The following is a 23064-nucleotide window of genomic DNA, read 5'->3' as shown; positions in this document are numbered from 1 at the left end:
AACTGCCTACACACCATAAATGGACAATGGATGTGTGGCGATGTTTCTTACGTCAACACTTTTTGCTGATTTTTATCCATATACACAGGTATAGTCAGTCTGATTTCCAGATAGTACCGACCTTTCTATCTATTCTTCCAATAAAGATGCTGACCACTTCTTATATAAGTAATCCAGTTCTATTTGACATTGTTCCTTCTCATATTGTAAGTCTTGCAACATGCTCAAGGCTTCACCAGTCATCATCTTTCTTTCTATTATCTGTAATCTTTCTTCTAGCTTTTCCAATTCCTCTTCTATATCATCTGTTTGATGAATATTTTGTTTTACTGTACTTTCCCTTTCAACCTTTTTTATCGCTCCCTTAATTGGAGGCGCCAACTGTCGAATTTGGTTGCACCACTTTTCCCATGCATATGTGAATGAACCATTAAAATAGGAAAGCCTTCTCTGATTCAATATATACGTTTGGTTGAATAATAGCTCGATGAAATAACGATCATGAGAAACAGCTAAAATGGTTCCTTGAAATTCCTGCAGTGCCTGTTCAAGTACTTCTCTCGATTCAATATCGAGATGATTTGTGGGTTCATCAAGGATAAGAAAATTCACATTTTGATACATGAGTTGTGCTAAACGCAGTCGCATGCGCTCACCACCACTTAACTGTTTCACCTTCTTATGAACGGCATAACCATAGAAAAGAAAATTTGCGAGAATCCCTCTCGCTTCTCCCTCCGCTACAGCATGTATTTCCCTGAACAATTGTAGTACGGTTTTTTCTTGGTTTTCTCTCTCTGTAAATATTTGTTGAGCTAAGTAGCCAATTTTACAATTACTACCTACTCGCACTTCTCCTTCATCTGGAAGTAAACGTTGTAAAATTAATTTTATTAATGTAGTTTTACCGCTGCCGTTTTCTCCAACAAGCACTGCACGATCTTGAAAACGTAAATGCATGTCAATACTTTCTAACACAATCTCTCCACTAAAAGACTTTGTCATATTTTCTATAACTAACGTGTCTTTCCCACTTCTCTCTTCTGCTGCCAAATGCAAATGTAGTTTGCGATGAGAAACGGGTTTTTTTATCTTTTCCATCCGATTTAGTGCCTTTTCCATACTACTTGCTTTTTTATGGAGCCCGGCATTAGGTGGGTTGGCTTGATTTGCCCACTCTCTTAACCTTTTTATCGATTCTTTCATCTTTTTTATTTTCTTCTGTTGATCTTCATACTTTTGAAATTCCTGTAATAGTCGACTTTCCTTTTCTTTTACATAATCAGAATAATTGGTATGATAATTCGTTAATTCTTCATCTTCTAAATCCATAATCATCTTCACAGTTTGATCGAGAAAGTACCGATCATGTGAAACCATAACAATTGTCCCCTCATAATCTTTAATAAAACTTGTTAACCAATCAACAGCTTGGAGATCAAGATGATTTGTCGGTTCATCCAATAATAATAAATCTGGTTTCTTAAGTAGCTCTTTGGCTAAGCAAACTTTTGTTTTCTCTCCACCACTAAGCATTTGAAACTTTTTCTCCATTAATGTTTCTATACCAAGTCCATTAATGACTACTTTTATTTTTCCTTCTATTTCATAGCCGCCGTCATTCATAAAATAATCTTGTAACTTCCCATATTCATTGAGTAGTTGTTCAACCCCATTCGAGGTGTGTGATTGAGCTAATTTTTGTTCCATATCTGTTAGTTTTCTTTTTACCCCAAGTAAATTAGAAAAGGCTTCCTCCACTACATCCAAAGCAATAACTGATTCATTATATTCTGGTATTTGATGTAAATAGCCAATCACAATATGTTTACGCCAATGTATTTGACCTTGGTCAGGTTGTTCTACCCCAGCCATGATTTTTAATAACGTAGACTTTCCACTACCATTTCTCCCAACAATACCTACTCGCGAGTGGTTCCGTATGTCAAAACTAATATTAGTGAAGACTGTATCACCACCGTACAATTTCGTTATATTTTGTCCGCTCGTTATCATTTCATTTTCCTCCATATTAAGAATAGCTCATTTCGTCACTTGTCAGCGTTAAAGCTCATTTTTTCCTACCACCGTAAGCAACATGAGCTAGACAGAAATTTGATTAAATGAAAAGAAGGGCCACAGAGAATAAACTTCTCCTGTGACCCTTTTCTCATTTAAATATAAATACTCACCTGTATCCATACAAGAAAATATTCAGTATTATGATTGTGCTCTTTGACGGGTGTAAAGAGATGTTTCACTGCTTATTTTAGCTATGCAATTGTTATAAAAGGACAGACGTATCCCGTTAGCAGTCATTGCGCCAAAAATTGCACAGAAAATAGTTAAATGTTCAAGCCATTTTCCACGCGTTAAAACAGTTCCTCTCATCTCTTCTACACCTCCTTTTTCCATTCAGTTACTACTAGTTTAAATGAAATATTCTAAAATAACAATCATTTTCAAACATATATTTTATCGATTTTTTGATTTTCTGTGCTGTGGGAAAAGGCTAATATACCCATCTACATTGGCTACTTTCAAATTTATAAATATCATGATAATCTACTCACTGTTATGAATGTAGGCTTGGTTAAGTACCCTTGCTCGTTTATTCTGAGTAAAATTTTCTAAGTTAACTATCCTATTAAAAATCCCCAGTAAATAGCAGTGCAAAAGCTAGCTCAATATCCCTTTCCCTTTATTAATTGACTAAAAGGACATCAACATTTGACTTAGAGTTAAGATAAATGCATCTCTACACCAATCAGGTTAAGACCAAAAAAAGAGAGCTTCATCACAAAACTCTCTCTAAACTATTCTTTCACTATATGATTCTTAAATGCATAGATTACGGCTTGAGTGCGATCTTGGACATCAAGTTTACTTAAGATATTACTTACATGTGTTTTAACCGTTTTTAAAGCAATGTATAGTTCATCAGCAATCTCTTGATTAGTTTTTCCTTGCGTCATATGAAGTAGAATTTCCATTTCTCTACTGGTTAATTCTTCATGGAGAGGTTGTTCTTTTTTTCCTCTCATCTTTAACATCATTTTTCCAGTGACCTCAGGTTCTAAAACAGATTCTCCTTGTTGTGTTCTGCGAATCGCGTGAGCAATTTCACTTGCTTTTGATGTTTTTAACATATAGCTAGTAGCTCCTGCCTCAAGTGCTGGATAAACCTTTTCATCATCTAAGAAGCTCGTTACAATTATTATTTTTGCTTCTGGCCATTGCTCAACAATTTGCTTTGTCGCTTCAATCCCATCCATTTCTTTCATCACTAGATCCATTAGAATAATATCTGGTCGTAATTCCATTGCCAGCTCGATCGCTTGTTTACCGTTATCCGCCTCGCCAATTACTTCTATATCAGGTTGAGCTGATAAATAAGCGGTCACACCAATCCTCACCATCTCATGGTCATCTACAAATAATACGCGTATCATTTTTCATCGCCCCCTCCACCTTCAATAATTGGTACTTTTACTTCTAATCTTGTTCCTTTATTAGGAAGGCTGATCATTTTTAATGTACCACCAATCTCTAGTGCTCTTTCATACATATTTTGAATACCGTATGAACCTGCTTTTGCCTTATCTACATTAAAACCGATGCCATCATCAATAATACGTAGAATAGCAAATCCGTCACGTTGAATAAGTAATACATCTAAGGTGTCTGCTTTTGCATGACGCAAAGTATTGGAAACAGATTCTTGTAGAATGCGAAAAAGGTGATCCTCAATCCCTTTATCTAAATAAAAGTCCTCTGCTCTCCATTTGATATTCATTGTGACTTTTTGTTTTAACTCAAGCAGCAGTTCCTCGATACCTTCTATTAGCTTTTTTCCTTTTAAGGCAACAGGGCGTAGGTGAAGCAATAAAGCACGCATTTCTAGCTGGGATTGGTGAATCATCCCTTCTACTAACTGCAATTGCTTAACCTCATTGGCCGATTTTTCCTCTGTTTGTTCCATAATCGCTGACATTAACATAGATGCAGCAAATAACTGTTGACTGACTGAATCGTGTAATTCTCTTGCCAAACGATTTCTTTCTTCATATATAATTTCTTGCATACGATTATCAATATCTTTCGCTTTTTCATTTGCGAGCCGTTGCGTATACTTTGCCTGTTCTGATATTTGCTTCTGTATTTTAATCATTCTTTGATATATGTTTTGAACATCAGCACTTACTTCCTCATGATTAACCGTGAGTACTCTTCCTTCTTCTACCTCATGAAGCCAGCCTTCCATCTCTTTCAGTTGCTTCTGCCATCTATAACCAGATAATAACCCATAAAAAACACCTAATAAGATGCTTATCATTGGTGCAAACAATGCAAAGGGAATATCAACTACTTTAAAATGCCAGAAATCAATCAGGCGAATAGGGAAAATAAAATAAAACGACAACATCATGCTGATAAGTAATAGTAATGAAAGAAGCACTCCATATAAGATCTGACGTTGAGCCATATTCATGAGCGCTTCACCTCTATATCACCCACAATTAAAGAGGTGACGATTTTCACCTTTTGTTCAGTTTGGTTATAATTTTCCGTCTCAAAAATATAATTGCGGTTAAAAGCTCTTTTCTCTACCAAATCGAAAATTTGGCTAGAGCCAACAATAACAGAATGATTGATTGACACCTCTACATCATAAGGAATATATATGCGTACATTTCCAATAAGGTTTTTGATAAATATGATATTCTCTTGATTAGGTAATACCGTATAGCTCAAATCAATTTCAGTATCCCCTAAGCCACATTGGATATTTATATCTCCCCATTCATATACCTCTTCAGAAGTATTTTGATGCCCACTGATTTTATTCGTTAATAAGTTCTTCTTCTGAACCACAGCCTCTTTTCGCTCATCTGCTTTCCGCTGTTCTGCTCTAGGCTGAACCTTCTTTGGTTTCTTTTTCGTTAAGTAAAATTGATAACCAAAATGAACAATAAGTGCAAGGATTAACAACTTGAATGCCATCATATTAAAAATAGTAATCGCAAAAAGTAAAATCCCTAGCCAAAAAAGGACCTTGCCCCTAGTCTTCGGCATCCATTTACGACCAATATAGATCATACCAATTTCAATGATAATTGAGAAGATCAGCCCATGATTAAAAAAGAACATTTCTAAAATAATCATTGCCAAGGCAATGAATATCCACATTTTATAGTCCTCATTCCATTTTTCAAACATGTGACATCCCTCCTAATCATGTTGTTTAAAAAGGCGCAAGTCGGCCTTACGCCTTTCAATGCTTGTTTCTCGGTCAATTATCTTTAGCATACCATGTTTTTATGACTGCAAGGAATCATCCTTTTTCATTTTCAATTCTAAATCAGCAATTTTTTTATCAATATGATTATGGAAGTATTGATTTTGCACTTTTTGTTCTAACTCTGAAATATATTTCTCCATATCATTAAACTTATCATAAGAAGTTTGCTGGGAGTGTTCTTCTCCTAATACTTTATTCATTTTTACTTGGGCACGGGTTACATTTTCTCTCCCCATTAATTGCATCCGGCGAATTTGCATATCCTTTAGTTTATGCTTCATTTCTTCATACTGTCTTTCTAACTTTCCAAGCTCCTCTGATGCTTCTGCCACCATCGTTTGTAATTTATCTGCTCTTTCAGAAAAGTACTGTGCTTCTGTCTTCGCAAATGTTGCTAGCTCCTCTTCACCCGCTCGTTCAGCAACTTCCGCTTGTCCTTTTCTTTTAGTAGCCATATCCATGGCATGGGCAAGTTCTTTACGAAATTCTTCTCTCAGCTTAAATTGTCTTTCGATATATTTTTTCACTTTTTCTGTTTCTTGCTCACTTTGCCTCAAATACTGATTTAATAACGCTATTGGATTTTTACTTTCCTTTTTGTCGAGCACCTCATTGATATCTGTTACAATCGTGTTTTTAATTCTTGTTAATAGATTTACCATATTGTCTCCTCCTATTGTTTCAAAGCTTATTTATGAAGATCGGACCATTGCTTCTCAAAGTTCACAAATGGATCATCACTTTGTCTTGTTTTTGGCTTTTCTTTATTCCAATTTTTGTAAATCAGGTAAATGACATAAAGAGCTAGAACAGCTAAAATTGCTGGGATATTACTGATAGAGAACAATAGTAAAACGACACCTACAGTACCCCAAGCTACTTTTTCCCAACCATCTGTTTTGATAAATTGTTTAAATACTAAATAAAGTAATGCAGCTGTAATCGCTAATGCGATAAGTGAACCTAAATTCGCCAATACAACTATTGCCGCAATTCCACCTGCTATGATTAAAAGAAATTTTTTCATTTCTCATCCTCCTTTCACTATTTATCTTACCTATTTATAAGATCGTACATAACGTGCCACAGCTTGATTTTGCTCTAAGACTTAAGTCTGAACGAGAGCTGAGTCCATTTTATTCTATACATGTAAAACTAATTTAAGTTCATACTACAATTGGGAGGTGTGACAATGTCTCATTCTTGGTTGCTTTCATTTTTGTTAATGATTTCACCTATCAATGATGATTCCATATTCACAATTAAAAAAGAAGATAAAGTAATTACACAAATACAGAGAGAGGACTTTGCTATTCCACAGTCCAATTTGCCATTTATTGAAATGAAAAAATTCGAGACATTTATGGAAGATCTCGATAAAAAAACATTTATTGCCCCTAAAGACGCCTATATTAAAGGAAATATGATTATCTCAGAAATTGAAGGAAAGCGTTTATACCGTAAAGAATTCAAGAATCAATTTTTTCGTTATTATTTCTCCAAAGGAGTCTCAACTATCCAGCTTCCTCTTATATCTGTACCAGCAAGAGTGGATAAAGACTTAATCAGTCAAATCAATGTGAAAACAATTGGACAGTATGTCACTTACTTTAATAGCAATAATCAAAATCGCTCTCATAATATTTCATTAGCTACTGAGGCTATTAATAATTATGTCATTTTTCCTGAAGAAACATTTTCTTTTAATGAGGTTGTTGGGAGAAGAACGAAGGATAAAGGATACCTACGTGCGCCCGTAATTGTAAGAGGGGAACTATCTGAAGATATTGGTGGCGGGATATGCCAGGTCTCTTCTACACTATTTAATGCCGTCGATCGTGCCGGTGTTGAAATTGGCGAGAGATTCTCCCATAGCAAAAGAGTCCCTTATGTACCAAAAGGAAGAGACGCAACAGTAAGTTGGTATGGACCAGACTTTACCTTTACAAACCCTTATGAGTTTCCTTTACTTATAAGCGCACACGTTTATGGTGGTCAAATGATTGTTGTAATCAAATCTTCAGACGAAATTGAGACTTCACCACGCCATGTTCCCAACGCTTCAAAGATATTACCAAAAGAAATACGTGCAAACGGAGATACTTAAAACGGAGAATTATTATCCGACCTTATTTTATACCCTCTGGGGATTAAAAGTGACAGCCTAAATTCTTAAATAACGAATGTTCATGTCCCCTTCAAGTAGATAAAAAACCTTCATGATTCCATGAAGATTAGAATACTACTTGGAGGATTTTTTCTATGCCAAAGAAACCTAAAACAGCCGTCCCCTGCCGATTTAAATGAATGTGGGTGCTTAATTACACAGATTAATGACGGCAATGAACATACCACTCATCATTCGAAAGCTATCCAACAGAAATGATTTAACTTACATTAGCTGTTCTTCGTTCAAATCAAGGCTTTGAATATAACTTAAAGCTATTCAGCTGCCGATTAGGGGGATTTACAAAATTAAGAGCAGCCACTCACGCAAAGGAAGGCTGTATAGAATCACTCTTTTCACCTCACCCTAAAAAAACCGCATAGCTGTATATAAGTAATTGGGAGGCAGGAGACAAACTACCCGAGGATTACATTTACTATTACGATTACAAAAGGAGATAAAGAAACGCGTGCCTATTGAATATTATCGACAAGCGTTCTTTGATTTGTTTTTTTATGTTGACTACTTGAAAGGGGCAAGACCAAGGATTATTTTTATTATTCCCTTTTATAACAATGGCTTTTCTGAAACAATGACACCATCTTCATCAGCGTATACATATTCGTCTGGCAACCAATCAAGCCCCCCAAATGTCACGATCGTATCCCTATCTCCTTTGCCAGCTTTTCTACTTTTTAATGGACTACTACCAATTGCTAATACACCAATATCCATTGATGCTATATCTGCTGTATCTCGCACACAACCATATATAATGACACCCGCCAATCCGCGCGTTTCTGCAATTTTTGCTAATCGATCGCCCATAAGTGCACATCTCCTTGACCCGCCACCATCAACAACAAGCACATGACCTTCTGGGATACTTTCCAGTGCTTCAAGTACAAGTACATTATCTTCAAAAACCTTAACTGTTGAAACCTTACCATGGAATCTCTTTTTCTTACCGTATGAATATAATACTTCTTGATTTACCTTTACATATTCATGATGGTCGTCACATAAATCTGCTGTTTTAAAAGACATGATATCCCTCCTCACTCTACTAATTAATTTCGTCATCCGATGAAAAGTTTCCTTTGTCTAATGGAAAGAAAAAGTGATGACTTGCATATAAGTGTAATGAAAGGGGTGGATCATTATCGCTTATTTATGGATAGCAACAAGCGCTTATTTACTCATCGTTGGTTTGGCTGCTGGCGTTTTTGTTTACACATTAAGGTACGCGCTTCATTCAAAAGATTCTACCCAAATAGATGAAAAAAAAGAAGAGATAGATGACCTCTTAAATTAAATATTTTAAGGCTGTGACCACCACCGTCACAGCCTTTCTTTTTACTTATTCATTGCTTTTTCAATAGCCATGGAAAGCTGTGAAATAATATCTTCGTAATGTTCAATACCAATGGAGATTCTAATCAAATGCTCATTAATGCCTAACGCCTCACAAGTTTCTTCTGGTACCGCACGATGCGAAGTTGTAATTGGATGTGAAACAGAAGATTCAACACCAGCTAAAGTAGGAACAATTTTTATCCACCCTAGTGAACGGAAAAAAGTTGATACATCAGCTTGTTGTTTCAGTTCGATCGTGACCATTGCCCCGTATCCATATGCTCCATTTTGTTCGAAGGGATAATAAACTCTCTCCACTCCTTCATGAATAAGTAAAGCTTCTGCTACTTTTTTCGCATGATAAGATTGTTCCTTCATCCTTAATGCTAATGTCTTTGCTCCCCTTACTGTTAACCATGCTTCAAAAGGACTTAAGTTCACGCCAAGATTTACGACTTTTGCTGCAGCCAGTTCGATTAACTCAGTACTACCAACAATGACACCAGCAGTGACATCACTATGCCCACCAATATATTTGGTCGCACTATGAACAACCATGTCTACCCCAAGCTCAATCGGCTGACAATGAAACGGTGAAGCAAATGTATTATCAATCAATGTCTTCAGATTGTATTTTTTCGCCAATGATACAACAGCTTTAAGATCTTCTACTCTTAATAAAGGATTAGTAATTGATTCTGTATATAAAAGCTTCGTGTTCTCTTTGATTGCCGCCTCGACTTGCGTCATATCGCTAAAAGGAACAATTGTTACGTCAATACCGAATTGCGTGAGCTCTTCCACAATAAGATGAAAACTTCCTCCATACACATCATCAGTAGCAATAATATGATCACCATTTTTAGCCACTGCTAATATTCCTACCATAATGGCACCTAAACCTGATGCAGCTGCAACTCCTGATGCTGCACCTTCTAATCTTGCGACAACTTCTCCTAACTCATCAGTGTTTGGATTGCCTGATCTCGTATACAAGTAGTTGCCGTTTCCACTATAAAAACCCTCTAGTTCTTCTAAACTTTTAAAAGTAAATGCAGATGTTTGATAAATCGGTGTTGCTTTACTTTGAATTGTGCGCTTTTCTTTTTTATCTCCATGTAATAATGCCGTCTCAAATTTCATCCTATTGAATCTCCTTTTTATACACTAAAAGTATAAATCACCTTGTTTTATTTTCATAAATTTCTTAATTCTATCATTATAGCTCACTGTACTTTTTTACGTCAATTGAGGAAAGAAGTATAAGAAACATCCATAAGGCTATATTAAACGGAGATATATATTTTAGAGGTGATTGTATGAATAATGAAAAAAATAATATGCCGAAATACCCTCAATCGTACTGGTTGGAAGCAAAACAACTCCAATATCAATCATTGGACGGTAACACTAAAACAGATGTAGTTATCATTGGCTCTGGTATAACAGGGATTACTTCAGCTTACTTATTGGCTAAAGAAGGGTTGAAAGTGATTTTATTAGACGCCGGGGAAGTTTTAGCAGGAACGACTGGCCATACAACTGCAAAAGTGACTGCACAGCATGGTTTAATATATGACGAGTTGATTGAACATTTCGGCATAGAGCAAGCAAGACTGTATTATGAAGCCCAAGCTGACGCAATAAAAATGATTGAAAAAGAAGCAGCAAATATAAATTGCGATTTTAGTAATGAAAGCTCTTTTATCTATGCAACCAATGATCAATACAGTGAAAAATTAACTTTTGAATATGACGCCTATAAAAGATTGGGGATTATAGGGCAATTAAAAGAGAGTATCCCATTCTCCATTCCAACTACAGGTGTGCTTGAAATGAACAATCAAGCACAATTTCATCCGGTTAAATATTTAGAAGGCTTACTTAAGCGTTTCATCGACTTAGGAGGTACTGTTTATGAACAAACAACGGTCGTTGATATCGAGGAAGGTAAACAACCTGTTGTCATAACAAATAAAGGGCATCGTATTTTATGTAACTATGTTGTTATGGCATCCCATAGCCCATTTTTAAAATGGAAAGGTTTATATTTCTCCAGGCTTTTACCTGAACGGTCCTATGTAATTGCTATCGAAAGTGACGACGATTTTGAAGGAAACATGTACTATTGTGCCAATAACCCTGTCCGTTCGATCCGTGCTACAACTTCAGAGGAGACTGGTAAGAAACTTATTCTTATTGGCGGAGAGGGTCATAAAACAGGAAAAGGCATTAACACTTATCAACATTACGAGACATTACAGGCTTTCTCTAATGAGGTCTTCGGGGAAAAGCCAATCACCTTTCGCTGGTCTGCACAAGATTTAACTTCATTAGATAAAATACCTTATATTGGTCCTATCACATCTAATGAAAATAATATCTTCGTGGCTACTGGTTATCGCAAATGGGGTATGACAAACGGTACAGCTGCCGGAATTTTGTTAAAAGATTTAATAACTGAACAGCATACACCTTATCAGGAACTTTTTAACCCATCGAGATTTCATGCGAACCCTAGTATTAAAAACTTTATCACTTATAATGCAGATGTTGCAGGACAATTAATAAAAGGGAAACTCGAGCCAGAATTTAAGCACCCTGAGGATCTAGCAAATAATGAAGGCGGCCTGGTGAAAGTGGATGGAAAACGCCGAGGCTGTTACCGCGATGATGATGGCCAACTTCATATTGTTGACACAACTTGTACTCATCTAGGTTGTGAAACAGAATGGAATGCCGGCGATCGCACTTGGGATTGTCCATGTCATGGATCCCGTTTTTCATATGATGGCGAGGTCATTGAAGGTCCAGCAACTGAACCTTTGGAAAAGATGGATTAACGCATATGACCATAAAGGTAAGGTAAGCTAAGTTTTGGAAACTTTTAAATGTTTTTCTTTTAACTGGATTAGTGCGGCTTCCAGATAGAATAATGTCACATAAGTGGTTGAAAAAAATTGTACATTCTTAATTAATCAAAATCGGCATCGATAGATTGAAGATGTTTCCATTTCATCTTGAAATGTAGCGATATAGAACAAAAAGAAAAAAATCCGCAACCATCAAACCTTGTTGCGGATTTTCTATGATTTCTTATTGTAGCGTCTTACACCATTACTCCTTAGCGTCTTTTTTCGTTTGATTGATGTTCTGGATTGACGATTTTTCCGCCGTGCATTATTTTCTCTTCTAATTGAAGATTTAATTCTTTAGCAAAGCGCTTTAAATCTCTTTCTTCATTCATGGTAACAAGTGATACCACTGTTCCATCTGCACCAAAACGTCCTGTTCTCCCTGAGCGATGGATATACTGCGTTTTCTCACGTGGTAAGTCAAAGTGGATGACATGAGTAATTCCCTTAATATCTAAACCTCTCGCTGCTACATCTGTTGATAAAAGTAAGCGAGCATCCTTTTTCCTAAAGCCATTCAAATTTTTAGATCTTTCGAATTTATTTAAATCACTGTGAAGTACATTTACGTGAATATGGTTATACTCTAGCTTTTCTTTCATAATCATGATATTGGGGATATCCTTAACAAATACCAGCGCCTTCAAATGATCCATTCGAGAAAGCTTTTCCAATACTTTAACTTTTTCCCGTTGTTCCACGTTAAAGTATATATGCCCCACATCACCTGCTGTAATCGTCTCATCTTTTTCAATGGTGATAACTTCTGGTGATTTCATCCAACCTTTAGCTTCTACTTCTATTGTTTTAGGTAAAGTAGCAGAAAACAGCACTACTTGTCTTTCCTTTAAAGTCGCTTTTATTATACTTTTCACATGCTCAAGATGTTCGGGAATGAGAAGCTGATCGCCTTCATCAAGGACAACTGTTTTCACCGCATGCATTTTTAATTTCTTTTGCTTAATCAATTCAAGTATTCTGCCTGGGGTACCCAAAACGATATGTGGACGTTGTTTTAATTTTTCTAACTGTCTCTTTACATTCGCACCACCGATAAACGATGCACTACGGATATTACTATCTCTTCCCCACTTTTGTGCTTCACTTAAGATTTGCATAATTAACTCTTGGGATGATGCGAGAATAACTACCTGCACATCCTTGCTTTCTGGTTGAATCTTTTCTAAAACAGGTAATAAATACGCTAACGTTTTTCCGGTACCTGTTGGGGATTGAGCAATAAGATCTTTTCCCTCTAATACTACTGGAATCGCCTCTTGCTGTATATTTGTTGGTTGTTTAAATTGCGATTGTTCCCATACTTTTTTAATAAACGGCTTTAGTTCACCAATAACTTCCATAGATGATATAACTCCTTTATTTAACGATAAACAGTTTAAAACGACTTCATGCAGATGAAATACGTTTATAATACATAATATAAAGGTATCCTGTTCAAATAACAATGGCTCATGTTAAATCGACTTTCGTTATTTATAAGGTAATGTCGTATAAAAACCTTTTCCTTTTTATTTTGGTTGAGTTCGTTTATGATAAATTTAGTGTTACGAAATGTTCAAATGAGAAAGAAGTGTTCGTTCATGATCCATCCACAAGTAAAGACAAATATTAAAATTATGTGGTTTGCCAACTTCTTTGTTTCAGCTAGTATGACGATGGTCTTGCCCTTTATATCATTATATATTGAAACCTTTGGTCAGTTTTCCGACGCTTATATTCAAAGATGGTCGGGTTGGATTTTTGCCATTACATTCGTTACTGCCTTTATTGTAGCTCCAATTTGGGGAAGAATTGGTGATTTGTATGGAAAGAAAAAGGTGTTAATCATTTCTGCTTCAGGAATGGCCCTTTGTATTTTCCTATTAGGTTTTGCGACAAGCGTATGGCATTTGTTTTATCTAAGGCTATTTATGGGTATCTTCACAGGTTTTATTCCCCTTTCACAAGCTTTTATTTCTACACAAACACCAAAAAGAATGGCAGGACAAGTGCTTGGCACCTTACAAACAGGAAGTATCACAGGCTCTCTTTTAGGACCTTTAATAGGTGGTGCACTAGCTGACATGGTCGGTTTTTCTTCTACTTTCAATTGGACATCATTAGCCATTTTTATTTCTGCGATTCTTGTTATCTTCACGAAAGAATTTCAAATCAATGAAGTGAAGAAATCAGAGAAGCAGAATTATACGAGTAAAGAAGTATTAAAACATATACTTACAAACCCTGTCCTTGTGACTGTTTTAATCTTATCGATGTTGATTCAAGTCGCTCATTTTAGTATTCAACCGATTCTGTCCCTTTATGTCAGCGAAATACATGGCCCAGAAAATTTAGCTCTATATGCAGGTATTGCTTTTTCCGCAGCTGGTGTAGGTAACTTAATGATGTCAAAAACTTGGGGAAAGCTTGGGGACAATTATGGTTATATTAAAATATTAATGGCCTTATTGTTTTTAGCTGGTATCGTCTATTTTCCAGGTGGATTTGTCACTGAAATGTGGCAGCTTATTATCATTCGTTTTGCACTCGGGGTAACTATTGGAGGAATTATACCTGTGCGTATTGCCTATATTAGACAGGCTGCACCTATAGCCATGCAAGGAGAGGTGCTGGGATATAATACTAGTTTAAGATTTCTAGGAAATGTCATCGGACCAGTTATGGGAGGAATGGTTGCTGGGGCCTTTGGGTTTACTGCCGTTTTTATTACTACAAGTCTATTACTGATTGCAAGCGGGGTTATCCTTCTCGTTTCGGTTATGAAAAATCCTAAGTATTTAAAGAATTCTAGCACGTCATAATCATATATAAAAGAGGTTGCTACTTGAATATAGCAACCCCTATTTTAATTATTTTACTCTAGGGTAACCAAATCCTGATGCATAGTCATCGCCTGTTGTTGCACCAACTCCACCTTTAATATCATAAACCTTGGCACGATTTTGTAATTCTGTTCTTAAAGTAGATTTACTCCAAGAAGGATTCGCAGCCCAAATCTTTGCTGCTAAACCAGCTACATGTGGTGTAGCCATTGAAGTACCACTGATTGTGTTATAACCGCCATTATACCAAGTGGATTCCACTGCTGCACCTGGGGCAGACACTTCAATATCACGCTCTTGAATGACATAATCTCCATCAGTTGATGGGTTACCTCTTGATGAGAAATTCGCTACGCGATAAGTCCCATTTTGTTGCACATTCTCTAAAGCTGCAACGGCAACTGCATTGACCAATGCTCCTGGATAACCAATTGTATTACTACCTGAACCACTGTTTCCTGCCGCAGCAACAACTAATACACCTTTATTGTATGCATAGTCTACTGCACTTGAGATGAGTGAATCTTTACCGGAAGAGCCAAGAGACATATTAATAACTACTTTAGAGCCTGTGCTAGTTGCTTGATCTGCTACGTGTCTAATCGCTGCAGCGATATCATCTGAATAACCAGAACCGTTATCACCTAACACTTTATATGCCCATAGCTTCGCATCAGGAGCTACTCCGTAAACACCTTGTCCATCACTACCACCATGTGCTAAAACAGTTCCTGCTACATGTGTACCATGTCCTTGACGATCAGTACAAGAGCCATTTACAAGTGGGCTTGATTGTGTAAAGTCTTTACACTGTTCTGCTGATCCTGCTAAATCAATATGATTTGTATAAACACCTGTATCAAGCACAGCTACTTTGATACCATTACCACCTGATGTTGCTGTTAAAGATTGATTATTATAGATTGATTTTATTCCCCAAGGTGTTTGTGAACTTGGCACAGCTGTTACTTCTGCTTTCGACACTTCTCCTGTTACTGTTGCTATATTCATTTCATTTACCTTTTGTACTTCGACATTTTTTGTCGCTTGTAATGTTTGTAACTCCTTAGCACTCACATCTGCAGTGAAGCCTTCTTTACCAAAGTCCCATCGTTTTTCATACTTTGTTTCTAATGCATTAACAGAATTGCTAGGGGCTTGTATCAATACGCGATATGTTTCACTCCCTTTTGCTTCATCTGAAACTTGTGCAGAAATACCTGATGTAAATACGGACATCCCTAACGTAAGACTAAGTAGTGCAGCTGCTACTGTTTTCTTTTTCGTCATTTACTTGTTCCTCCCCAAATTGTAATGTCTTACTTAGGGGTAATTATATTTCAAAAATTCAGACTACAACAATGTGTAAAATTCAGCATTTATTTATTTGTAAAAAACAGTAAATTTGACATATTTTTTTCCAAGTAGCAGGCCATCAGACATTTTTTTCAACATTAAATCAGGTATTTTTTTCCATAAAATCAATATTCATGATAATTACCCTTTTTATTACTCGGAATTAAAAGTGAATTTAGGTCTCTAGAAAGGTATAAAAGTGTAATATTACATCATTATCTTCCATTAATTTGAAGGAAAAAGTGATTTTTGAGCTCCTTCCCTTTAGAAAAGCACTCATTTTTTTAGTGGATACAATATCCGACGATTTTTTATGTTGGATAAAAGAAAGAGTGAACGAAGTTTTTTAGTTTCTTCGTTCACCCTTATTACTCATTTACCTATTTGAAAAACGATTTTTCCTAGTTGTTTTGCTTGTTCTAATCTGGCAAATGCCTTTTGATAATCTGCTAACTGATAAACTTGATCCATTACTGGCTTGATTTTATGATCGTTCATAAACGTAATCATTTCTTTGTATTCTTCAGCACTTCCCATTGTACTACCAAGAATGTTTTGCTGTGCGTAAAAGAATTGTCGAAGATTTACTGTCACCTCGTCACCTGTAGATGAACCGAAAATTACTAGTGTGCCTCCTTTACGAAGAACAGCTAAGGATTGGTTGAAAGTTGCAGCTCCAACTGATTCGATGACTAGATCCATTTTGCCCCCAATTTCCCCTTGCCAATCTGCCCCACTATCCAGAGCTTCTTTAGCACCTAATGATAAAGCTTTTTCTCGCTTTTCTTCTGAACGAGAACTAACGTATACTTCCGCACCAGCTGCTACAGCAAATTGTAAAAGAGAAGTAGCCACTCCTCCACCAATGCCAGGGATAAATACTTTCATCCCAGACTTTACTTGCCCTCTTGTAAATAAGGCACGATAAGCAGTTAAACCTGCTAATGAAAACACGCCTGCCTCTTCCCATGACATATGTGGAGGTTTAGGGAAAGCATTAATGGCAGGAATAACAATATGATCGGCAAAAGTACCGTGATACGGAAAGCCAACAATTTCAAACCCCTCTGGTGGTGCGTCACTATTTTTTTCCCAGCCTAATCCTGGATTAATGACAACCTCATCTCCGACTTTAATACCCGTCACCTCTGCACCAATTTCCACCACGACCCCCGCACCATCAGAACCTAATACAAGTGCTGGTTCAGTTGATTGATGTCGATGAAGAATGAATAAATCTCTATGGTTTAATCCAGCCGCCTTTAATTCAACTTTTACTTCTTTATCACCAACAGTAAAATCATTTACGTCCTGATAACCCGTTCCATTCAATCCTGCTTCACCTTTATGTATCACTGCTTTCATTCGTTCCCACACTCCTTTTTATATCTATCATAAGGGTAATCTATTGTTGTGAAAAGTGATAAACCTTAAGAAAATTGCATATCTCATCCAGTCAGTTTCAACAAACACAGGGAGATTCTAATTAAAGCAATTCAATAGCTCATCTTAAAAAAACAAAAAAAGAACGGCACGACTAGATATCGCTACCGCTCTTCATTTGATTTACTTCGTAATAATAATCGGGCCTTCCTTCGACACGATAACTGTATGTTCACATTGCGCAACAAAGCTTTTATTAGGTGTAATGAAAGTCCAGCCATCACTTTGTTCACGAACTTCTTCATCTCCAGTGGAAATAAAGGGTTCGAAAGCGATAACCATCCCTTCACGTAATAATTGATTATCCCAGTTATCAAAATAATTAAGAATATGATCTGGCTTTTCATGTAAAGAACGACCAATTCCATGGCCAGTTAAATTCATAATAACATTAAAACCATTATTTTTTGCTGTTTGGTAGACAGATTTTCCGATTCGATTAAGTTTCGTACCTGGCTTTATTTTTTTTAGGCCCTCATCAAAAGCTTTTTGCGCTGTTTCACATAAAGACTGTAGTTTCTCATCCCCATTACCTACAACGATTGATAAACCTGTATCAGCGAAATAACCATTTTTTGATCCAGATACATCAATATTAACTAAATCTCCATCTGCAATGACTCTATTTCCAGGGATACCGTGTGCTACTTCCTCGTTTACACTAATACAAGTATATCCTGGAAAGTCATACTCACCCTTTGGACCAGATAATGCCCCATGCTCTTCAAACATCTTTCCAGCTATCTCATCCAATTCTTTAGTTGTGACGCCAGGCTTTGTTTGAGCAATCATTTCATCTCTGATTAAAGCAACAATTTTCCCAATTTCCTTTAAACCCGCTAAATCTTCTTCAGTTTTTACAATCATAACGATTCCTACCTTTATTTAGTCTCTATCTATATTATAGTCTATTTATCATTAAGAAAAAAAGGATTCCAGTAAGTTTGTAATTGTACTATTTTTTAGAAAACAACCGCTTGTTTTCGCCAAAAAAAATACAAGCCCTTCATCAGGCTTGTATTTCAAGCATATTATAGTTTAACTACATTAGAAGCTTGTGGGCCACGTTGACCTTCTTCCACTTCAAATGTTACGCTTTGTCCTTCATCAAGCGTTTTGAAACCTTCCGTTTGGATAGCTGAATAATGTACGAACACATCTTGTCCTTCTTGTGTTTCAATGAAACCAAAACCTTTTTCTGCATTAAACCATTTCACTTTTCCTTCTGCCATGAATAAATCCTCCTTATGTATAACACATAAATTATGACTATTCTTGTGGAACATACATGAAGCAAACGTCTACAAACGCATCCTACTTACATTCCGAACAAAAATAATTTCTTTCATAATAGCAGAAAGTGGAAAAGAATGCAAAGGTAAAAGCGGGAATTTTTCGAAAATTTTTATGATACTTAGATATTTTACCCTTTTAATGTATGATAGATGTATATATGACGAAGGAGTTTTCTTATGTTTGAATTGTTCATTACTATGTTAGAGAGGCTAGGTATTATTGTTACCATAGCCTTTATTCTAACACGGTTCCAATTTTTTCGAGATATGATTTATAAGGAAAATGTAAAAAAAGATCTACAATTAAAAGCGATCTTATTTTTTGGTTTTTTCGGAATAATCGGGACGTACACAGGTTTATCTTTAAATGCTGAGACATTTAATATAGACAGATGGGCATCTAATTTAACAAGTGAAGAAGCAATTGCTAACTCACGCGTAATTGGTGTTGTTTTAGCTGGGCTTTTCGGTGGTTATAAAGTAGGTTTAGGTGCTGGATTAATTGCTGGAATCCATCGTTTTACACTAGGTGGTTTTACTGCCTTTTCATGTGGATTAGCAACGATTATATCCGGACTAATAGCAGGCTATTTTCATAAGAAGAAAGACCATGTAAAGCTATCTTCTGCCTTTTTTATAGGAGCTACTGCAGAAGCCGTTCAAATGCTTCTTATTCTCCTTCTTTCGAGGCCGTTTGAAAAGGCCGTCTCTTTAGTTGAAGTAATTGGTGTTCCAATGATTATTGCAAACGGTGTAGGATCAGCCTTATTCCTCCTTATCATTAAAAATGTAGTGAATGAAGAAGAAAAGGCAGGAGCACTACAAGCGCAAAAGTCATTACGAATCGCTGATCAAACTTTATCACATCTTAGGAAAGGAATGACACAGGTCTCCACTAAGGCTGTGTGTACCATATTATTAAGGGAAATACATGCAAAGGCAGTCGCCATTACAAATAAACATGTGATTCTTGCCCATGTTGGTTCAGGTGATGATCATCACCGAGTAGACCACCCCATCCAAACAGAAATCACAAAGGAAGTAATTAATAATGGTAAACTAATAGTAGTAGGTAATGAAGAAATACAATGTCAAAATGAGCATTGTCCACTTGGAGCAGCTGTCATTGCTCCCCTAAAGCAACGCGGGCAAATCATCGGTACTTTAAAGGTATATTTCACCTCTGAGAAGGAAGTGACTAATTTAGAAATTGAGTTGATCTCAGGTTTAAGTGTGTTACTAAGTAATCAGCTAGAAATAGCCGAAGCAGATAAAGCATTTCAATTGGCTAAAGAAGCAGAAATTAAAGCTTTGCAAGCGCAAATTAGTCCCCATTTTCTTTTTAACACATTAAATACCATTGTCTCTCTCGTCCGTATTGATGCCGATAAAGCAAGAAAATTGCTTATTACTTTGTCTCAATTTCTAAGGCAAAACTTAAATGCAACAACCGCAAACCGTATCACTTTGGAACAAGATATTCTTCATATGAAAGCCTATTTAATGATAGAACAAACGAGATTTGAAAACAGAATTCAAGTCGATTATTATATTGAAAATGAAGTTCTTAATAGTAAGATTCCACCGCTCACCTTACAGCCTATTGTAGAAAATGCAATTAAACATGCATTTAAGCAAATGAACAAAAATTGTATGATTAAAGTACAAATTAAACAAATGAACAATGAAGTTGCTATATCTATTAAAGATAATGGTCTTGGTATTGATCATGATCGGTTAAAGCAAATTGGGAAAGAACCAATCGCATCAAAAATAGGCACAGGTCTTGGATTATACAATGTAAATAGAAGGTTAATCATGACATTTGGGGAGAACGCCCGATTACACATAAATAGTGAAGAAAACAATGGAACGGAAATAACTTTTAATATACCAATGGGGGAAAAAAATGAAGACAAAGATTAAAGTGCTCGTTGTAGATGATGAACCGTACAGCCGGGAAGAATTAAAGCATTTGTTATCCATATTTGACTCTATTCATATTGTTGGCGAAGCTGATTCTGGAGAAGATGCCATCATACAAACGATTCAATTACAGCCAGATATCGTTTTTCTTGATATCGAAATGCCCAAAATGGATGGCATGCAAACAGCTAAAAGTTTAATGGAATTCAAAAATCCACCTAAAATCATATTCGCAACAGCTTACCCTCAGTTTGCTGTAGAAGCTTTTCGCTATGAAGCGATTGATTACTTACTGAAACCATATGATGAAGAGCAAATCTCTGAAACGGTCAGCCGGATCATCAAATATTTAAAACCAATAGATCTACCTAAGCAAAGTAAATTAGCTGGAAAGCTAGCAATTGAAGACAATGGAGAAATTATTTACATCGAACCTAAAGATATTATTTATGTTTATAAGGAAGATAAATTTTCACGAATCATAACTGTAGATAATGCCTATGAGACAAAAGCATCATTAAAAGAGCTAGAAAATCGACTATCTACTTATTCTTTCTGTAGAATACATAAAAGCTATTTTGTTAATTTAAGATATATTAATAAACTTTCTCCTTGGTTCAATGGGGCATTTCAGTTAGAGCTAAAAGGATCGAATGAAAAACTTTCTGTCAGCAGAAATTATGTAAAAGATTTAAGAACAAAACTAGAAATATAGGTCATGGAGCTCAATTAATTATCAGACTATTTACACTAAAAAATGCATCTTAATTTAATTTAAGGACCTCTTAATCACGGATTTATACATGTTATGCTCAAAATACTCAACCTTGAATCATAGTCATTTATAATAAATGAAAACGTATACATTAACAAAGGGGGCAATGCTATGATTACATTTTTTTCTTGTATTATCTTATTAATTATTGGGTATTTCACCTATGGTAAGTATGTTGAGAAAGTTTTTGGGGTGAAAGGAGCTAGAGCAACACCTGCATTCACACACAAAGATAATGTCGACTATCTACCTATGAGTACATCTAAAAACTCACTTATTCAATTACTTAATATTGCTGGTACAGGTCCAATTTTCGGGCCAATTTTAGGTGCTTTATATGGACCAGTCGCGTTTGTTTGGATCGTTATCGGTTGTATCTTTGCAGGTGCTGTACATGACTACTTAACAGGTATGATTTCTATAAGAAATCGCGGAGCTCACTTGCCTGAGTTAGCTAGTAAATTTTTTGGAAAAGTTATGAAGCATGTCGTAAATGCTTTTGCAATACTATTGTTATTATTAGTAGGTACAGTCTTTGTTTCTACTCCTGCTAGTTTATTACACCTTTTAATGGACGGAAAAGTCGCACTAGGTCTTATTATCGGATTTATTTTTCTTTACTATATTTTAGCAACACTCTTGCCTGTTGATAAAATCATTGGTCGTCTTTATCCTTATTTTGGTGCGTTATTAGTAATTAGTGCATTGGGGGTTGGTATCGGTCTTTTAGTCACAGGTGCACCTATTCCTGAGCTTTCTTTTCAGAATTTTCACCCTGACAATGCTCCTTTGCTACCTTTATTATTCTTTACCATTTCATGTGGGGCGCTATCTGGATTCCATGCTACCCAAACACCCATCATCTCTAGAACAACTCAAAATGAGACGCAAGGAAGAAAGATTTTCTATGGAATGATGATTGCAGAAGGTATTATTGCCATGATTTGGGCCGCAGCTGCAATGAGCTTATTTAATGGTTATGGTGGCTTAAATGAAATGCTTGCTGCCGGTGGTCCTGGTGCAGTAGTTAGTGAAGTATCTACAACTTTACTTGGAGCAATCGGTGGTACATTAGCTGTGTTAGGGGTAGTGGTACTTCCTATCACTTCAGGCGATACCGCATTTAGAAGTGCTAGAATGATAATTGCCGACTATATTAAGTTTCCTCAAGTTAAGTTCTCTAGTCGATTATGGATTGCTGTACCGTTATTTGGAATTTCCATGGTACTTACCCAAGTCGATTTTAATGTATTATGGAGATACTTCAACTGGGCAAACCAATCAACAGCAGTAATTGCATTGTTTGTCGGTGCTATGTACTTATATATTGCTAAAAAGAATTACTTTATCGCTTTAATACCAGGTAGTTTTATGTTAGTGATGGTAATTACGTATATCTTAAATGCCCAAATCGGCTTTGGTCTCTCTATGACTACTTCTTGGATAGGTGGAGCTATAGGCGCTATCGTTTTAATTACAATATTCTTTATTGCTGCACGGAAAGCTAGAGCTAATAAAATTCCATTGGAAGAAGATATATCTAATTGGAATAATAGTGTAGCTTAATGTTTCATATCTTTATATGAGTCTCTGATTAACAATCAGAGACTCTATCGTTAGTAATGTCAGTTCTATATTATTACAATTTAAATGGACATAGGCTCATAGTAAAAAAGGTGCTTTCAC

At 36.1% G+C, this 23064-nt stretch carries 20 protein-coding genes; 6 read left to right on the top strand and 14 right to left on the bottom strand.

Annotated features, from left to right (window positions below; genetic code table 11):
• Positions 1-129: 129 nt before the first annotated feature.
• From abc-f to MKY26_RS00620, 7 genes are all read right to left on the bottom strand, one after another.
• A complete protein-coding gene (gene abc-f / locus MKY26_RS00650) occupies positions 130-2016 on the bottom strand; it encodes a ribosomal protection-like ABC-F family protein (protein WP_341091817.1) in 1887 nt (628 codons plus the stop codon).
• 204 nt (positions 2017-2220) lie between these two features.
• The gene (locus tag MKY26_RS00645; RefSeq protein WP_157733763.1) at positions 2221-2415 is read right to left on the bottom strand and encodes an RAxF-45 family protein; all 195 of its coding nucleotides are present in this window, start codon (positions 2413-2415) and stop codon (positions 2221-2223) included.
• Between the two features lie 401 nt (positions 2416-2816).
• Positions 2817-3452: a response regulator transcription factor gene (locus MKY26_RS00640; protein WP_095370110.1), complete on the bottom strand. Its 636-nt coding sequence runs from the start codon at positions 3450-3452 to the stop codon at positions 2817-2819.
• Positions 3449-4492 carry a sensor histidine kinase gene (locus MKY26_RS00635; protein ID WP_307317538.1) on the bottom strand — a complete coding sequence of 348 codons (1044 nt, stop codon included), beginning with the start codon at positions 4490-4492 and terminating at the stop codon, positions 3449-3451. The genes MKY26_RS00640 and MKY26_RS00635 overlap by 4 nt, the downstream gene beginning before the upstream one ends.
• Positions 4489-5220, bottom strand: coding sequence for a cell wall-active antibiotics response protein LiaF (liaF, locus tag MKY26_RS00630; RefSeq protein ID WP_095370112.1), 732 nt, complete (start codon positions 5218-5220; stop codon positions 4489-4491). The genes MKY26_RS00635 and liaF overlap by 4 nt, the downstream gene beginning before the upstream one ends.
• A 99-nt stretch (positions 5221-5319) precedes the next feature.
• Complete coding sequence (locus MKY26_RS00625; RefSeq protein ID WP_341091815.1) at positions 5320-5964, bottom strand: PspA/IM30 family protein; 645 nt, start codon at positions 5962-5964, stop codon at positions 5320-5322.
• A 26-nt stretch (positions 5965-5990) separates the two neighbouring features.
• Positions 5991-6329 carry a lmo0954 family membrane protein gene (locus MKY26_RS00620; protein WP_307317545.1) on the bottom strand — a complete coding sequence of 113 codons (339 nt, stop codon included), beginning with the start codon at positions 6327-6329 and terminating at the stop codon, positions 5991-5993.
• A 165-nt stretch (positions 6330-6494) separates the two neighbouring features.
• Between MKY26_RS00620 and MKY26_RS00615 the strand changes: the two genes are divergently transcribed.
• On the top strand, positions 6495-7409 hold the full coding sequence (locus MKY26_RS00615) for a VanW family protein (protein ID WP_322910031.1): 915 nt from the start codon (positions 6495-6497) through the stop codon (positions 7407-7409).
• A gap of 627 nt (positions 7410-8036) precedes the next feature.
• Here MKY26_RS00615 and rraA read toward each other — a convergent pair.
• Both rraA and MKY26_RS00605 read right to left on the bottom strand, forming a co-directional pair.
• Complete coding sequence (gene rraA, locus MKY26_RS00610) at positions 8037-8516, bottom strand: ribonuclease E activity regulator RraA (RefSeq protein ID WP_095370115.1); 480 nt, start codon at positions 8514-8516, stop codon at positions 8037-8039.
• A 309-nt stretch (positions 8517-8825) separates the two neighbouring features.
• Positions 8826-9968 (bottom strand): trans-sulfuration enzyme family protein, encoded by a 1143-nt coding sequence (locus MKY26_RS00605; protein WP_307317550.1) that lies wholly within the window; start codon positions 9966-9968, stop codon positions 8826-8828.
• A gap of 176 nt (positions 9969-10144) precedes the next feature.
• On the opposite strand from MKY26_RS00605, the gene MKY26_RS00600 reads away from it, so the two are divergent.
• Positions 10145-11668: an FAD-dependent oxidoreductase gene (locus MKY26_RS00600; protein WP_095370117.1), complete on the top strand. Its 1524-nt coding sequence runs from the start codon at positions 10145-10147 to the stop codon at positions 11666-11668.
• A gap of 281 nt (positions 11669-11949) precedes the next feature.
• Here the strand turns inward: MKY26_RS00600 and MKY26_RS00595 are convergent, their stop codons facing one another.
• Positions 11950-13101 (bottom strand): DEAD/DEAH box helicase, encoded by a 1152-nt coding sequence (locus MKY26_RS00595; protein ID WP_341050292.1) that lies wholly within the window; start codon positions 13099-13101, stop codon positions 11950-11952.
• A 150-nt stretch (positions 13102-13251) separates the two neighbouring features.
• Between MKY26_RS00595 and MKY26_RS00590 the strand changes: the two genes are divergently transcribed.
• The gene (locus MKY26_RS00590; RefSeq protein ID WP_307317688.1) at positions 13252-14562 is read left to right on the top strand and encodes an MFS transporter; all 1311 of its coding nucleotides are present in this window, start codon (positions 13252-13254) and stop codon (positions 14560-14562) included.
• Positions 14563-14610: 48 nt separating this feature from the next.
• On the opposite strand, the gene MKY26_RS00585 is transcribed toward MKY26_RS00590, so the two are convergent.
• From MKY26_RS00585 to MKY26_RS00570, 4 genes are all read right to left on the bottom strand, one after another.
• Complete coding sequence (locus MKY26_RS00585) at positions 14611-15873, bottom strand: S8 family peptidase (RefSeq protein WP_341050290.1); 1263 nt, start codon at positions 15871-15873, stop codon at positions 14611-14613.
• A gap of 438 nt (positions 15874-16311) precedes the next feature.
• Entirely contained in the window at positions 16312-17304 is a 993-nt protein-coding gene (locus MKY26_RS00580) for a zinc-binding dehydrogenase (protein WP_095370121.1), read from the bottom strand.
• Between the two features lie 201 nt (positions 17305-17505).
• Entirely contained in the window at positions 17506-18249 is a 744-nt protein-coding gene (gene map / locus MKY26_RS00575) for a type I methionyl aminopeptidase (RefSeq protein ID WP_095370122.1), read from the bottom strand.
• A gap of 164 nt (positions 18250-18413) precedes the next feature.
• Positions 18414-18614, bottom strand: coding sequence for a cold-shock protein (locus MKY26_RS00570; RefSeq protein WP_095370123.1), 201 nt, complete (start codon positions 18612-18614; stop codon positions 18414-18416).
• A 240-nt stretch (positions 18615-18854) separates the two neighbouring features.
• Between MKY26_RS00570 and MKY26_RS00565 the strand changes: the two genes are divergently transcribed.
• The 3 genes from MKY26_RS00565 (at position 18855) to MKY26_RS00555 (ending at position 22944) form a co-directional block, all read left to right on the top strand.
• On the top strand, positions 18855-20603 hold the full coding sequence (locus MKY26_RS00565; RefSeq protein WP_095370124.1) for a sensor histidine kinase: 1749 nt from the start codon (positions 18855-18857) through the stop codon (positions 20601-20603).
• Positions 20587-21318 carry a LytR/AlgR family response regulator transcription factor gene (locus MKY26_RS00560; RefSeq protein WP_307317561.1) on the top strand — a complete coding sequence of 244 codons (732 nt, stop codon included), beginning with the start codon at positions 20587-20589 and terminating at the stop codon, positions 21316-21318. The genes MKY26_RS00565 and MKY26_RS00560 overlap by 17 nt, the downstream gene beginning before the upstream one ends.
• A 171-nt stretch (positions 21319-21489) precedes the next feature.
• Positions 21490-22944 (top strand): carbon starvation CstA family protein, encoded by a 1455-nt coding sequence (locus tag MKY26_RS00555; protein WP_341091812.1) that lies wholly within the window; start codon positions 21490-21492, stop codon positions 22942-22944.
• The last annotated feature ends 120 nt before the right edge of the window (positions 22945-23064 follow it).

This window comes from Cytobacillus sp. FSL R7-0680 (assembly GCF_038009245.1).
Lineage (GTDB): Bacteria > Bacillota > Bacilli > Bacillales > Cytobacillaceae > Cytobacillus > Cytobacillus kochii.
The sequence above is the reverse complement of the archived record's forward strand: the minus strand, read 5'-3'. Positions and strand labels throughout refer to the sequence as shown.